Genomic DNA, 14,429 nt, shown 5'->3' on the forward strand with positions numbered 1-14,429 from the left:
GAGGGGGATCAGTCGAGATCGGCGGGGGCGGAAAGGCGTCCGCGCACCGCGGTGGCGGCCGCGACCGCCGGGGAGACGAGGTGGGTCCGACCGCCCTTGCCCTGCCGCCCCTCGAAGTTCCGGTTGGACGTCGACGCGGACCGCTCCCCCGGCGCCAGTTGATCCGGGTTCATTCCCAGACACATCGAGCATCCGGCCTGTCGCCATTCCGCACCCGCCGCGAGGAAGATGTCGCCCAAGCCCTCGTCCTCCGCCTGCGAACGCACCCGCATGGAACCCGGTACCACCAGCATGCGGACTCCGTCCGCGACCGAGCGTCCGTCGAGGATTCGGGCGGCGACCCGGAGATCCTCGATGCGGCCGTTGGTGCACGAACCCAGGAACACGGTGTCCACGACGATGTCGCGCAACGGAGTTCCCGCCGTCAGGTCCATGTAGGCGAGTGCCTTCTCCGCCGCCTGGCTCTCCGCCTCGTCGAGCATCTCGGCCGGGTCCGGCACGGAGGAGCCGATCGGCGCGCCCTGCCCGGGGTTGGTCCCCCAGGTGACGAACGGGGTCAGCGTCGAGGCGTCGATGCGAACCTCCTTGTCGAAGACCGCGCCGTCGTCCGTCACCAGAGTGCGCCAGTTCTCGACCGCCGCGTCCCAGTCCGCACCCGTCGGCGCATGCGGACGACCCTGGACGTAATCGAAGGTCGTCTGATCCGGAGCGATCATCCCCGCCCTCGCGCCGGCCTCGATGGACATGTTGCAGATCGTCATTCGCGCTTCCATCGACAACTTCTCGATGGCGCTGCCGCGATATTCGATGACGTATCCCTGTCCGCCGCCGGTACCGATCTGCGCGATGACCGCGAGGATGAGGTCCTTGCTCCCGACGTCGTCCCCCAGCTCACCGTCGACGGTCACGGACATGGTCTTGAACGGACGCAGCGACAGGGTCTGCGTGGCCATCACGTGTTCGACCTCGCTGGTGCCGATACCCATGGCCAAGGCACCGAACGCGCCGTGGGTGGAGGTGTGGGAGTCGCCGCACACCACCGTCATCCCGGGCTGCGTCAGCCCGAGCTGCGGTCCGATGATGTGCACGATGCCCTGTTCGATGTCACCCATCGAGTGCAGGCGGATGCCGAACTCCTCGCAGTTGCGACGGAGCGTGTCGACCTGCGTTCGAGAGACGAGATCCGCGATGGGCTGGTCGATGTCGACGGTCGGAACGTTGTGATCCTCGGTGGCGATCGTCAGATCCGGGCGGCGAACCGGACGACCGGCCAGGCGGAGGCCGTCGAAGGCCTGCGGGCTGGTGACCTCGTGCACGAGGTGGAGATCGATGTAGATCAGGTCCGGCTTGGTCGCGTCGCCCTCTCCACCGCCTCGCACCACCACGTGCTGATCCCAGACCTTCTCCGCCAGGGTCTTGGCTACCATCGATCCCACCTTTCTCGCAGTCTCGGTCGAAGGTCTGTCGTCCCAATCAGTGAGACGATAGTATCGACCTATGGGACAGCATAGCGGCATCGGCGTTCTCGACAAAGCAATGAGCGTTCTGCACGCGGCCTCCCGCGGACCGTCGACTCTCGGCGACCTGTGCGAGCACACCGGACTGCCTCGCGCCACCGCCCATCGGCTCGCGGTGGGGCTCGAGGTGCACCGCCTGCTCACCCGTGACGACGACGGGCTGTGGCGGCCCGGTCCCGGGCTCGCCGAACTCGCGGACACCGCGCAGGATCCGCTCATCGATGCGGCATCGACCGTGTTGCCCCGGCTGCGCGAGATCACCGGAGAGAGCGTTCAGGTCTTCCGGATCGACGGCACGGCTCGCGTCTGCGTCGCCGCCCTCGAGCCCCCCACGGGGTTGCGCGACACCGTCCTCGTCGGTGCCCGCCTGCCCCTCACCGCGGGATCGGGCGCGAAGGTCCTTCTCGCCTGGGCCGACCCTGCCCTGCGACGCGCGGTTCTGCCCGACGCGGCGTTCGGCGAGCGCGTACTCACCGAGACCGTGCGCCGCGGTTGGGCCCAGAGCGCCGCGGAACGCGAACCCGGCGTGGCGTCCGTCGCCGCCCCCATCCGCGACCGGCAGGACCGGGTGATCGCCGCGGTGTCGGTATCGGGCCCCATCGACCGCATGGGACGCCGGCCCGGCGCGCGGTGGGCCGCGGACCTCGTCGCCGCCGCCGATGCGATCCAGAAGCGACTGAGGGTCGAGGCGGCCTGACCCACTCGGGTGCCTCGGTGTGGTAACCAGGTCGATCATGGGAACCAATCAACGCGCGAACATCACCATGACCGAGGACGAGATCCGCTCCTTCGTCGAGCAGAGCCGAGTGGCGACGCTCGCCACCATCGGACCGAGCGGACTTCCGCATCTGGTCGCCATGTGGTTCGCCGTCGTCGACGGCGCCGTGTGGTTCGAGACCAAGGCCAAGTCCCAGAAGGCGGTCAATCTCCGGCGCGACGATCGCTGCACGGTGTCGATCGAGGCCGGCGACACCTACGACACCCTGCGCGGCGTCTCCTTCGAGGGCACCGCGCACATCAGCGACGACCCGGACGACCTGCTCGCGGTGGGTATCAGCGTGTGGGAGCGGTACACCGGCCCGTACACCGACGAACACCGGCCCTTCGTCGACATGATGATGAACAAGCGCGTGGTGATGCGACTCGATCCCACCCGCAGTCGGTCCTGGGACCATCGCAAACTCGGACTCGATCCGATGCCGGTGGCAGGATCGACGGCTCCCGCGGCCCGCGACTCCGACGCCTGACCGCGCCGGTCGAGACACCGGACACCTACTTCGAGAAAAAAGAACAGCACCCCTCGACATGATCGAGAGGTGCTGTTCTCGTGTGTAGCCCCGACGGGATTCGAACCCGCGCTACCGCCTTGAGAGGGCGGCGTCCTAGGCCGCTAGACGACGGGGCCAAGACTGTGCATGTGTACCGACTGTGTGTCGGTACTGGTGGAGATGTGAAGCAGTTCGAGCAACCGGACGAGCATAACCGGTGGAGAGCAACCGACGAAATCGGCTGTTTCTCGGCTGGGGTACCAGGACTCGAACCTAGAATGGCGGTACCAGAAACCGCTGTGTTGCCAATTACACCATACCCCAATGGCCTGTTCCGGCTGCGATCTCCGCACCGTTTCGGGCCGTGGAGAACACTACCAAACACCCGGCTGAAATCACCAAACCAGCAGCTCAGCGGGTGGATTCGGCCTCGGGCTCATCGGTCGCCCCCGGCTCGCGGCCACCGCCGGGCTCGCCGAAGCTGACGTCGATCTCCTCGAAACCCTTGTGTCGCTGCGCCTCGGCGGCGGCGGTGTAGGCATCGCGGTCGCCGTCGGTCAAGTCCACGTTGTCCGTGAACGGAGTCAGCAACGCCCGTGGGTGCAGCCGATCGACCCGAACCACGTTCACCTCGATGCAGAACACCAGCAGGATCGCCGACACGTACAGGAACGCCAGCAATCCGAGCACGATCGCGAACACCCCGTTGGTGGTTTCCGCGTTGCCCACCACCTGTTGAACGTAGAACCCACCGAACGATTGCAGCGCCTGCCACACGAGCCCGGCGATGATCGCGCCCGGAAGGACGTCACGGACCGACAGCGCCCGCGTGGTGCCGAGCCGGAACAGCACGACGAACGTCGCGATGTTGAGGACGATGGCCGCCACGGTGACGAAGAACCCGACCACCGTCCCGAAGACGCCGGCGGCGTTGAATCCGTTGAGCACGGTCAAACCCACGATGGCGGTACCGACGGTCGCGAGCAGACCGAATCCCCGCACTCGCGCGCGGAGCGGGTCGGGGCGTTCGTTCTTCGGGACCGACCACGCCGTGTTCATCGCGTTCTGGGCGGCCACGGAGACTCCGAGCCCGCCGTACAACGAGCCCAAGACACCGACGACGATCGCGCCCGTTCCCCCGCTCAATCGATCCGGCTCGCCGAGTTCGTCTCCGATGAGCGGGATCTGACTCATCGCGGAATCGATGATCCGCTGCTGCAGTTCGGGGTCCCCGGCCAACACGATCCCCAGCACCGTGGAGAACAGCAGCAGAAGCGGGAAGAGAGAGACGAAGCCGAAGTAGGCGATCAGCGCAGCGAGATAGCCGCCCTGATCGTCGACGAACTTGTAGACGACCGCCAGCGGGTAACCGGCCGCCGGGTGCTTGCGTTGAAAGGCATCGATCCTGTCGGTCGCACCCATCGAGCGCCCGCGTCAGCCGTCGATCGACGCGCGCGCCGACCGAATGCGCGCCATGGTCGTCTCACGGCCCAGCAGAACCATCGACTCGTAGAGCGGGGGGCTGATGTGCGAGCCGGTGACGGCGACGCGCACCGGTGCGAAAGCCTTGCGGGGCTTGAGCTCCAACCCGTCGACGAGCGCGACCTTGAGCGCCTCCTCTATCGCGTCGGGTGTCCACTCGGCCAACGACGACAGTGCCGCATCCGTGGCGTCGAGCACGGGTGCCGCGTCGGTACCGAGGTTCTTCGCCGCGGCCGCCGGATCGACGACGAACTCGGCCGCGGGCTGCAGCAGGAACTTCAGCAACCCCCAGGCATCGGACAGGACCACGATGCGAGTCTGCACCAGTTCCGCTGCTGCGGTGAACGTCTCGGCATCGACGGTGTCGACGGGGTGGCCGTGCAGCTCCAGGTACGTCCGCAGCCGCGTCGCGAAATCGGCCGGATCGAGAAGACGGATGTGCTCCGCGTTGATCGCGTCGGCTTTCTTCTGATCGAACCGCGCGGGGTTGGCGTTCACCGTCGACACGTCGAACGCGGCCACCATCTCGTCGAGCGAGAAGACGTCGCGGTCGTCGGAGAAACCCCATCCCAGAAGCGCGAGATAGTTCAACAGGCCCTCGGGAACGAACCCCCGGTCCCGATGGAGGAACAGGTTCGCCTCCGGATCACGCTTGGACAGCTTCTTGTTTCCCTGCCCCATGACGAACGGCAGGTGACCGAACTCCGGAACACGTTCGGCCACACCGATCCGCGTGAGGGCTTCGTACAGCGCGAGCTGCCGGGGAGTGGACGAGAGAAGATCCTCTCCGCGCAGGACGTGAGTGATCCTCATCAACGCGTCGTCGACGGGATTGACGAGGGTGTACAGCGGGATTCCGTTGCCGCGCGTGAGCGCGAAATCCGGCACCGTGCCGGCGCGGAAGGTGGTCTCGCCGCGCACCAGGTCGGTCCAGGTCAGATCGTGATCCGGCATGCGCAGTCGGATCACGGGTTTACGACCCTCGTCGACGAACGCCCGACGCTGATCGTCGGTCAGATCGCGATCGAAGTTGTCGAAGCCGAGCTTCGGGTCGCGGCCGGCGGCGCGGTGCCGCGCCTCGACTTCCTCGGGCGTGGAGAACGATTCGTACGCCTCCCCCGCCTCCACCAGCGCCCGGACGACCTCGAGGTGGCGATCGCGGCGCAGTGACTGGCGGTACGGCTCGTACGGGCCGCCCACCTCCGGACCCTCGTCCCACTCGAGCCCCAACCAGCGCAGCGCGTCCAGGAGAGCGCGGTAGGACTCCTCCGAGTCGCGAGCGGCGTCGGTGTCCTCGATACGGAACACGAAAGCCCCACCGTGGTGTCGCGCGAACGCCCAGTTGAACAGCGCGGTGCGGACGAGACCGACGTGCGGAGTCCCTGTCGGCGACGGGCAGAAGCGCACGCGCACAGCGGTATCGGCGCTCACGGGCGCAGCGGCATCGGCGCTCACGGGCGCAGCGGCATCGGCGCTCACTTGTTCACGACCGGGTTGACGAGGGTGCCGATACCGTCGATCTCCACCGACACGGACTGTCCGGCCTCGAGCGGACCGACGCCGGCCGGTGTGCCCGTGAGGATGACGTCACCGGGGAGCAGCGTCATCACCGCCGAGATCCACTCGATGATCTCCGGAACCGCGTGCAACAGCATCGATGTCCGGCTGCTCTGCTTCACCTCACCGTCGACGGTGGTGGTGATCGACAGGTCCGACGGATCGATCGCGGTCTCGATCCACGGCCCGAGCGGGCAGAAGGTGTCGTATCCCTTCGCGCGGGTCCACTGGCCGTCGTGACGTTGGTGATCGCGGGCCGTGACGTCGTTGGCCACGGTGTATCCGAGGATCACCTCGGACGCCCGCGCGGCGGGAACGTCCTTGCACGGACGCCCGATCACCACGGCCAGTTCGCCCTCGAAGTGGACCTCGTCGGAGTTCTTGGGACGCACGATGTTCGCGGCCGGCCCCACGATGGAGGTGTTGGGCTTGATGAAGATCACGGGATCCGCCGGGGCCTCGGCGCCGCCCGACGCGTCACCGCTCAGCGCGGCCATCTCCTGGACGTGATCGGCGTAGTTCTTGCCGACACAGATCACCTTGCTCGCCAGGATCGGCGCCAGCAGGCGGACGTCGGCGAGCGGCCAACTCCGACCCGTGAACGTGGGTGTGCCGAAGGGATGCTCGGCGATCTCCCGAGCGGTTCGCTCGTCACCGTCACCCTCGATCGACACGAAGGCGACACCATCGGGACTCGCTACTCGACCAAGACGCATGGCGCAGAGTCTATCGAGGTCCGGTGCCGAGACCGCGGAGGGCGTGCCGAAGTTCGACGCCACCGGCGTACAGTCGTCGGGGTCGATCATCATTCGGAACGGCTGTCTCAGTCAGTGGGATCGCGAACCGAACGGTTCCGGGAGGGGGAAGGTCACCGCCGTGTCCGCACACCCGCCTGCCGACAACCCCGGCCCCCGTGAGCGATACACCGGCTCGGCCGCCGGACGCTGGACCATGCTGATCGTCGGCATGCTGGCGACGGTGGCCGCGGCACTGATGATCAACGGAGCGGCATTCCTCATCCCCGCCCTCCGGGTCGATCGAGGGATGTCGCTCGCGGGCGCAGGGGTGGTGGTGGCGATGCCCACCGTCGGCGTTCTGCTGACCCTGTTCGTATGGGGCGCGATCGTGGACCGGGTGGGAGAACGACGCGCGCTCGTCACCGGATCCGTGCTGACCTCCGCAGCGGCCTTCGCCGCGTCGACCACCGAGTCCACGGTCACGCTGGGGCTGTTCCTGCTGCTGGGCGGATCTGCGGCCGCCAGCGTCAACTCCGCCACCGGACGCGTCGTGGTCGGCTGGTTCCCGGCCCAGCGACGCGGACTCGCGATGGGCATCCGCCAGATGGCCCTGCCCCTGGGCGTCGCCGTGTCCGCTCTGACCGTTCCGACCCTGGCCGATCGTCACGGCATCGCCGCCGCGATGCTGCTGCCCGCCGCCGCATCGGCTCTCGCCGCACTCGCGTGTCTGATCCTCGTCTTCGATCCGCCGCGGCCGTCGCGGTCCGCGGGCGCGAGCGCGGACCTGCTCACCAACCCCTATCGCGGACACTCGGTGCTGTGGCGTATCCACGGTGCCTCGGTGTTGCTGGTGGTGCCGCAGTACGTCGTGTGGACCTTCGCCCTGGTGTGGCTGACCGATCAGCGCGACTGGTCACCCGCGGCCGCCGGCGTGATCATCACGCTCGCGCAGATCGGCGGGGCCTTCGGGCGCATCGCGGCCGGAGTTCTCTCGGATCGGGTGGGGTCTCGCATGCGCCCGATGCGGTGGATCGTCGTGTCCATCGCCGTCGTGATGGCGGCCCTCGCAGCGGCCGACGCCGCCGATGTCTCGGTGGCGATCGCCCTCCTCGTCGTGGCCTCGGTGGCCACCGTGGCGCCGAACGGACTGGCGTTCACCGCGGTCGCCGAGATCGCCGGACCCTTCTGGAGCGGACGCGCACTGGGTTCTCAGAACACCGTGCAGTACCTGGCCGCGGCCGCCGTTCCCCCGGTCTTCGGCCTGCTGATCGGACAGACGTCCTATGCGGCGGCCTTCGCGGTGTGCGCCGTCCTGGCGGCCGCGGCGCTCCCCGTGCTGCCGAGGAGCACCGCCGACCGGACCGGCTAGAGCCGACCCGCGATGCGGTCCCCGACGGCCACCGTGGTGCCCGGCGCCTCCACGGACCGGGACTCGAGGTCGGCGGCGACGGCCGCCTCGACTCGATCCGCACCGTCCTGGTCACCGACGTGTGCGAGCAACAACGACACCGACAGGATCGCCGCGGTGGGGTCCGCGACTCCCTGGCCTGCGATGTCCGGTGCGCTCCCGTGCACGGGTTCGAACATGCTCGGGTTGGCCTTGGTCGCATCGATGTTCCCGCTCGCGGCCAACCCGATGCCACCGCTGACGGCCGCAGCGAGATCGGTGATGATGTCGCCGAACAGGTTGTCGGTGACGATCACGTCGAAGCGGCCCGGATCGGTCACCAGATGGATCGTGGCCGCGTCGATGTGCTGGTAGGCCACCTCGACGTCCGGGAACTCGGTCGCGACCTCGTCGACGGTGCGCTTCCACAGCGAGCCGGCGAACGAGAGCACGTTGGTCTTGTGCAACAGCGTCAGGTGCCCCCGCCGCGCCGACGCGCGCGCGAAACCGTCGCGCACGACGCGCTCGACCCCGAAGCGGGTGTTGAGGCTGACCTCGGTCGCGACCTCGTGGGGCGTTCCGACGCGGATGGCCCCGCCGTTGCCCGTGTAGGGACCTTCGGTGCCCTCGCGGACGACGACGATGTCCATGGGCTTGTTTCCCACCAGTGGCCCGGTCACGCCGGGGTACAGCTTGGAGGGCCGCAGGTTGATGTGGTGATCGAGCGCGAACCGGGCCTTCAGCAGCAGGCCGCGCTCGAGAATGCCGGGCGGAACGGACGGATCGCCGATGGCCCCCAACAGGATCGCGTCGTGACCGCGAAGTTCGTCGAGCACCGAATCGGGCAGGATCTCCCCGGTCGCGTGGTAGCGACGGGCACCGAGGTCGTACTCGGTGACGCTCGCCCCGGGCGCAACTGCGTCGAGCACCTTGAGCGCCTCGGTCACGACCTCGGGTCCGATGCCGTCTCCGGCGACGACTGCGAGCCTCACGAGAGGTCGACCAGTTCGAGAGTCGTCGCGCCCACGGCGTCGGCGATGTCCGAACGGACGTCCGCGGGAACGTCGCGATCGACGCGCAGCAGAATCGTCGCGCCGCTGCCGTCGGCGTCCTGGCTCAGCGCTGCGGCGGCGATGTCCACACCGGCGTTGCCGAGTGCGGTTCCGATGCGACCGAGCGACCCGGGCTGATCGGCGTAGGTGACGATGAGGTTCTTGCCCTCGGCGCGCAGGTCGAAGTTACGACCGTTGATGTTCACGATCTTCTCCACCTGCTGCGGACCCGTCAACGTTCCTGCGACGTTGAGCACGGTGCCGTCGCCGTAGACCGCGCGCACGTCGACGACGCTGCGATGGTTGGGGCTCTCGCTGGCCGTACTGACCTCGGCGGTGACGCCGCGCTCGGCGGCGAGCGACGGTGCGTTGACGAACGTCACGGCGTCCTCGATGACGGCCGAGAAGATGCCACGCAGGGCCGACAGCTTCAGGATGTCGACGTCCTCCGACGCCAGTTCCCCCCGCACGTCGACCGAGAGAGAGGTGGGCAGATCGGACGACAGTGCACCGAGCAACACACCCTGCTTGCGGACGATGTCGAGCCAGGGCGCGACCTCCTCGCCGACCGAACCGCCGGAAACGTTGACCGCGTCGGGTACGAATTCGCCTGCGAGAGCGAGCAACACGGACCGCGCGACGTCGGTGCCGGCCCGGTCCTGCGCCTCGGTGGTGGAGGCGCCGAGGTGCGGGGTCACCACGACCTGCGGGAGTTCGAAGAGCGGGCTGTCGGTGCAGGGCTCGCTGGCGTAGACGTCGATACCGGCGGCGAAGACGTGGCCGCTGGTGATCGCGTCGGCCAGGGCCTGCTCGTCGACCAGACCGCCGCGGGCTGCGTTGACGACGATGACGCCCTTCTTGGTCTTGGCGAGGGCCTCCGTGCCGATGATGCCCGTGGTCTCGGGAGTCTTGGGGAGGTGGACGGAGAACATGTCCGCCCGCTCGAGCAGCTCGTCGAGGGAGACCAGCTCGATGCCCAACTGCGCTGCGCGAGCGGCGGACACGTAGGGGTCGTACGCGATGACGTGTGTCTCGAACGCGGCGAGACGCTGCGCGAACAGCTGGCCGATACGGCCGAGTCCGACGACACCGACGGTCTTGCCGAAGATCTCGACACCGTTGAACTTGCTGCGCTTCCACTGGTGATCGCGCAGCGTCGCGTCGGCGGCGGGGATCTGACGAGCGGCGGCGAGGAGAAGGGTGACCGCATGCTCGGCGGCCGTGTGGATGTTGGAGGTCGGCGCGTTGACCACGAGCACTCCCCGCTCGGTGGCGGCGGGGACGTCGACGTTGTCGAGGCCCACACCGGCCCGCGCGACGATCTTGAGTTTGGTTCCCGCGGTGAGCACCTCGGCGTCGACGGTGGTTGCCGACCGGACCAGGATGGCGTCGGCGTCGGGGACGGCGGCGAGCAGGGCGGGACGGTCCGGACCGTCGACCCAGCGGACCTCGACACCGTCGCCGAGAGCATCGACGGTGGACTGAGCGAGCTTGTCGGCGATGAGAACGACTGGACGGCCTGGCTGGCTCACGTGGAGAACTCCCTGATTCGGTTCGGTCTGCGGTGGTGGTCGACGGAAGGATTCTAGAGCGGGGCGGACCCGGAACCGGGGGGCACCCTCGACCGACGAATCGGCCGTCGAGCGCCCCCCGGGGACGAACAGGATCAGGCGGTCTCGGTGATCGGACGGTCGACCCAGCTCATCAGGTCGCGCAGCTTCTTGCCGGTGACCTCGATGGGATGCTCGGCGTTCTCCTTGCGCAGACCCTCGAGCTCGGTGTTGCCGTTCTCGACGTTGGCCACGAGGCGGCGGGTGAACTCACCGGACTGGATGTCGGCGAGGATCGCCTTCATGCGCTCCTTGGTGCCGGCGTCGATGACGCGGGGTCCGGAGAGGTAGCCGCCGAACTCCGCGGTGTCGGACACCGAGTAGTTCATACGGGCGATGCCGCCCTCGTACATGAGGTCGACGATGAGCTTGAGCTCGTGCAGGACCTCGAAGTAGGCCATCTCGGGGGCGTAACCCGCCTCGACCATGACCTCGAAGCCGACCTTGACCAACTCTTCGGTGCCGCCGCACAGCACGGCCTGCTCGCCGAAGAGGTCCGTCTCGGTCTCTTCCTTGAACGTGGTCTTGATGACGCCGGCGCGCGTACCACCGATGCCGCGGGCGTAGGACAGTGCCAGCGCCTGGCCCTCGCCCTTGGGGTCCTGATCGACGGCGATGAGGGCGGGAACGCCCTTGCCGTCGACGAACTGGCGGCGCACGAGGTGGCCGGGGCCCTTCGGAGCGACCATGCCGACGGTGACGAATTCCGGCGCGGTGATCAGGTCGAAGTGGATGTTGAGACCGTGACCGAAGAACAGCGCGTCGCCGTCCTTCAGGTTGGGCTCGATGTCGTTCGTGAAGATCGACGCCTGTGCGGTGTCCGGTGCGAGGAGCATGATGACGTCCGCCCACTCGGAGACCTCGGCGGGCGTGCCGACCTTGAGGCCCTGCTCCTCCGCCTTGGCCCGCGACTTCGAGCCGTCCTTCAGGCCGATGCGGACGTCGACGCCCGAATCGCGCAGGCTCAGCGAGTGCGCGTGGCCCTGGCTGCCGTAGCCGATGACCGCAACCTTGCGACCCTGAATGATCGACAGATCCGCATCGTCGTCGTAGAACATCTCGACTGCCACTGGTTTTCCTCCTCGTTTGCCCGGGGTGTTCCCGGGTGCAATATGACGTTGTTCGGTTCGGGTGTTTCGGTGGTACCGCAGTTACCGCGACGCGGTGATCGACTTCGGCCCGCGGCCGACGGCCACGACACCGGACTGCACGATCTCGCGCACACCGTACGGGTCGAGCATGCGCAGCAGCGCCTCGAGCTTCGACCGGGTACCGGTCGCCTCCACCGTGACGGCCTCGGGTGAGACGTCGATGACCTTGGCGCGGAACAGGTTCACCGTCTCGATGACCTCGCTGCGCACACTCGCGTCGGCCCGGACCTTGATCAGCACCAACTCACGCGCCACCGACGAATCGGCCTCCTGCTCGACGATCTTGATGACGTTCACCAGCTTGTTCAGCTGCTTCGTCACCTGCTCGAGCGGGAATTCGTCGACGGTGACCACGATGGTCATACGCGAGATCTCGGGCACCTCGGTGCCGCCCACGGCGAGCGAGGCGATGTTGAATCCGCGGCGCGAGAACAGCGAGGCCACGCGGGCCAGGACGCCGGGCTTGTCCTCGACGAGGACGCTCAGGGTGTGACTGGTGCTCACTGATCGATACCTTTCGCGTTCGCGTCGTTCGCGTTCTCGGCGCCCTGCTCGAGTGCATCTTCGGTGACCTCGGCGACGACACCCTGCGCGGCGTCGTCGAGATCGAAGAGGGGCCGGATGCCGCGCGCGGCCTGGATCTCGGAATTGCCGGTGCCCGCGGCGACCATCGGCCACACCTGGGCGTCCTTGCCGACGATGAAGTCGATGACCACCGGTCGATCGTTGATCGCCCTCGCCTGCGCGATGACCGCGTCGACGTCCTCCTCACGCTCGCAGCGGAGCCCGACGCATCCCAGCGCCTCGGCTAGTTTGAGGAAGTCCGGGATTCGCACCGTTCCGTGTGTCCCGAGTTCGGTGTTGGAGTAGCGCTCCTCGTAGAAGAGGGTCTGCCACTGCCGCACCATCCCCAGGTTTCCGTTGTTGATCACGGCCACCTTGATGGGGATGCCCTCGACCGCACAGGTCGCGAGTTCCTGGTTGGTCATCTGGAAACACCCGTCACCGTCGATGGCCCACACCTCGGTGTCCGGCATGCCCATCTTGGCGCCCATGGCGGCGGGAACGGCGTAACCCATGGTCCCGAGTCCGCCCGAGTTGAGCCACGTACGCGGCTTCTCGTAGCTGATGAACTGCGCGGCCCACATCTGGTGCTGGCCCACACCGGCGCAGTAGATGGCGTCGGGTCCGGCGAACTTTCCGATGGATTGGATGACGAACTCCGGTGACATCGCGCCGTCGGACGGGCGGTCGTAGCTGAGCGGGAAGCGCCGACGGACGTCGTCCAGGTACGTCCACCAGTCGGTCAGGTCCAGGGTGGTTCCGGTGGCGCGATCCGCACGCAGGGCCTCGAGCAGCTCGACGATGACCTCGCGGCAGTCCCCGACGATCGGGACGTCGGCGAAGCGGTTCTTGCCGATCTCGGCGGGGTCGATGTCCGCGTGGATCACCTTGGCCTCGGTGGCGAAGGAGTCGAGTCGGCCGGTGACTCGGTCGTCGAACCGCGCTCCGAGGGTGATCAGCAGGTCGCTGCGCTGCAGCGCGGCCACGGCGGCGACGGTTCCGTGCATGCCGGGCATGCCCAGGTTCAGATCGTGCCCGTCCGGGAACACCCCGCGCGCCATCAGCGTGGTCACGACGGGGATGCCGGTGAGCTCGGCGAGCTCGAGCAACTCGGCGGCCGCCTCGGCCTTGATCAGACCGCCACCGCAGTACAGCACCGGCTTCTTCGCCGCGGCGATCAGCCGGGCGGCCTCGCGAACCTGCTTGCCGTGCGGTTTGGTCACCGGACGGTAGCCCGGCAGACGCATCTCCGGCGGCCACGAGAACGTGGTCTGTGCCTGCAGGACGTCCTTGGGGATGTCGACGAGCACGGCGCCCGGCCGTCCGGACGACGCCAGGTAGAACGCCTCCGCCATGATGCGCGGGATGTCGGCCCCGTCGGTGATGAGGAAGTTGTGCTTGGTGACGGGCATCGTGATACCCGAGATGTCCGCTTCCTGGAACGCGTCGGTTCCGATCAGCGAGCGGCCGACCTGGCCGGTGATCGCGACGATGGGAACCGAATCCATCTGCGCGTCGGCCAACGGGGTCACCAGATTCGTCGCGCCGGGGCCGGACGTGGCCATGCAGACCCCGACCCGTCCCGTCGCCTGGGCGTAGCCGGTCGCGGCATGACCGGCGCCCTGCTCGTGCCGGACGAGCACGTGGCGCACCTTGGTCGAATCGAGCAAGGGGTCGTAGACCGGAAGCACGGCGCCACCGGGAATACCGAAAACGGTGTCGACCTCGAGCTCCTCGAGTGCGCGGACGACGGCTTTCGCGCCGCTGACGCGCTCGGGAGGGAGGGGGCGGCGCGACGGGGGCGCAGCGGGAGTGGGCGCGGCAGAGTTCGACTTGCGGGCTGCCGGGCCGGGCCGGGCGGTGGGTGCACTCACTGGAAAGTCCTTAGATCCTCATCCGGGCAAGAAAAAACCCTCGCCAGCAGATGCTGTGCGAGGGTGGCGCGTCGTGGCTGAGCGAGAAGAACATCGGCTCAGGCGACGACGCGCCTGCCGATTACGAGCTCATGGTGCTTCATACGCGTGACGTTAGGCGCGTGAAGCAGTGCCAGTCAAACTTACCGAACAACAGATCCCATTATGTGGGATGGCGTGTGCGCTGCACT

General features: G+C 67.8%; 12 protein-coding genes and 2 tRNA genes. 3 read left to right on the top strand and 11 right to left on the bottom strand.

What is annotated here, in order from left to right; translation table 11 throughout:
• Window positions 1-8 precede the first annotated feature (8 nt).
• Window positions 9-1,427 (bottom strand): 3-isopropylmalate dehydratase large subunit, encoded by a 1,419-nt coding sequence (gene leuC, locus ACY466_RS13005; protein WP_463245787.1) that lies wholly within the window; start codon window positions 1,425-1,427, stop codon window positions 9-11.
• Window positions 1,428-1,497: 70 nt separating this feature from the next.
• Here leuC and ACY466_RS13010 point away from each other — a divergent pair, with 70 nt between their 5' ends.
• Complete coding sequence (locus tag ACY466_RS13010) at window positions 1,498-2,214, top strand: IclR family transcriptional regulator (protein ID WP_463245788.1); 717 nt, start codon at window positions 1,498-1,500, stop codon at window positions 2,212-2,214.
• Window positions 2,215-2,251: 37 nt separating this feature from the next.
• On the top strand, window positions 2,252-2,764 hold the full coding sequence (locus ACY466_RS13015) for a pyridoxamine 5'-phosphate oxidase family protein (RefSeq protein ID WP_463245789.1): 513 nt from the start codon (window positions 2,252-2,254) through the stop codon (window positions 2,762-2,764).
• A gap of 85 nt (window positions 2,765-2,849) precedes the next feature.
• Here the strand turns inward: ACY466_RS13015 and ACY466_RS13020 are convergent.
• From ACY466_RS13020 to ACY466_RS13040, 5 genes are all read right to left on the bottom strand, one after another.
• A tRNA-Glu gene (locus tag ACY466_RS13020) sits at window positions 2,850-2,922 on the bottom strand.
• Between the two features lie 115 nt (window positions 2,923-3,037).
• Window positions 3,038-3,109 (bottom strand) — tRNA-Gln (locus ACY466_RS13025).
• An 87-nt stretch (window positions 3,110-3,196) separates the two neighbouring features.
• Entirely contained in the window at window positions 3,197-4,207 is a 1,011-nt protein-coding gene (locus ACY466_RS13030; protein WP_463245790.1) for a YihY/virulence factor BrkB family protein, read from the bottom strand.
• A 12-nt stretch (window positions 4,208-4,219) separates the two neighbouring features.
• The gene (gltX, locus tag ACY466_RS13035) at window positions 4,220-5,698 is read right to left on the bottom strand and encodes a glutamate--tRNA ligase (protein WP_463252279.1); all 1,479 of its coding nucleotides are present in this window, start codon (window positions 5,696-5,698) and stop codon (window positions 4,220-4,222) included.
• 44 nt (window positions 5,699-5,742) lie between these two features.
• A complete protein-coding gene (locus tag ACY466_RS13040; protein ID WP_463245791.1) occupies window positions 5,743-6,540 on the bottom strand; it encodes a fumarylacetoacetate hydrolase family protein in 798 nt (265 codons plus the stop codon).
• A gap of 235 nt (window positions 6,541-6,775) precedes the next feature.
• Between ACY466_RS13040 and ACY466_RS13045 the strand changes: the two genes are divergently transcribed.
• Window positions 6,776-7,930, top strand: a complete 1,155-nt coding sequence (locus tag ACY466_RS13045; protein ID WP_463252280.1) for an MFS transporter — start codon at window positions 6,776-6,778, stop codon at window positions 7,928-7,930.
• On the opposite strand, the gene ACY466_RS13050 is transcribed toward ACY466_RS13045, so the two are convergent.
• The 5 genes from ACY466_RS13050 to ACY466_RS13070 all read right to left on the bottom strand — a co-directional run bounded on the left by ACY466_RS13050 (window position 7,927) and on the right by ACY466_RS13070 (window position 14,199).
• The gene (locus ACY466_RS13050) at window positions 7,927-8,940 is read right to left on the bottom strand and encodes a 3-isopropylmalate dehydrogenase (protein WP_463245792.1); all 1,014 of its coding nucleotides are present in this window, start codon (window positions 8,938-8,940) and stop codon (window positions 7,927-7,929) included. The genes ACY466_RS13045 and ACY466_RS13050 overlap by 4 nt on opposite strands.
• Window positions 8,937-10,532, bottom strand: coding sequence for a phosphoglycerate dehydrogenase (serA, locus tag ACY466_RS13055; RefSeq protein WP_463245793.1), 1,596 nt, complete (start codon window positions 10,530-10,532; stop codon window positions 8,937-8,939). The genes ACY466_RS13050 and serA overlap by 4 nt, the downstream gene beginning before the upstream one ends.
• A gap of 134 nt (window positions 10,533-10,666) precedes the next feature.
• Window positions 10,667-11,668, bottom strand: coding sequence for a ketol-acid reductoisomerase (gene ilvC / locus ACY466_RS13060; RefSeq protein ID WP_463252281.1), 1,002 nt, complete (start codon window positions 11,666-11,668; stop codon window positions 10,667-10,669).
• A gap of 93 nt (window positions 11,669-11,761) precedes the next feature.
• On the bottom strand, window positions 11,762-12,265 hold the full coding sequence (gene ilvN / locus ACY466_RS13065) for an acetolactate synthase small subunit (protein ID WP_027507015.1): 504 nt from the start codon (window positions 12,263-12,265) through the stop codon (window positions 11,762-11,764).
• Window positions 12,262-14,199: an acetolactate synthase large subunit gene (locus ACY466_RS13070; RefSeq protein ID WP_463245794.1), complete on the bottom strand. Its 1,938-nt coding sequence runs from the start codon at window positions 14,197-14,199 to the stop codon at window positions 12,262-12,264. Before ACY466_RS13070 ends, ilvN begins: the two co-directional genes overlap by 4 nt.
• Window positions 14,200-14,429: the final 230 nt, after the last annotated feature.

The organism is Rhodococcus sp. K11/5 (genome assembly GCF_055193735.1).

Excerpts from the sequence above, each read along its gene's own strand:
- leuC (WP_463245787.1), bottom strand. The coding sequence starts at position 1,427 with ATGGTAGCCAAGACCCTGGCGGAGAAGGTCTGGGATCAGCACGTGGTG.
- ACY466_RS13010 (WP_463245788.1), top strand. The coding sequence starts at position 1,498 with ATGGGACAGCATAGCGGCATCGGCGTTCTCGACAAAGCAATGAGCGTT.
- ACY466_RS13015 (WP_463245789.1), top strand. The coding sequence starts at position 2,252 with ATGGGAACCAATCAACGCGCGAACATCACCATGACCGAGGACGAGATC.
- ACY466_RS13030 (WP_463245790.1), bottom strand. The coding sequence starts at position 4,207 with ATGGGTGCGACCGACAGGATCGATGCCTTTCAACGCAAGCACCCGGCG.
- ACY466_RS13040 (WP_463245791.1), bottom strand. The coding sequence starts at position 6,540 with ATGCGTCTTGGTCGAGTAGCGAGTCCCGATGGTGTCGCCTTCGTGTCG.
- ACY466_RS13045 (WP_463252280.1), top strand. The coding sequence starts at position 6,776 with ATGCTGATCGTCGGCATGCTGGCGACGGTGGCCGCGGCACTGATGATC.
- ilvC (WP_463252281.1), bottom strand. The coding sequence starts at position 11,668 with ATGTTCTACGACGACGATGCGGATCTGTCGATCATTCAGGGTCGCAAG.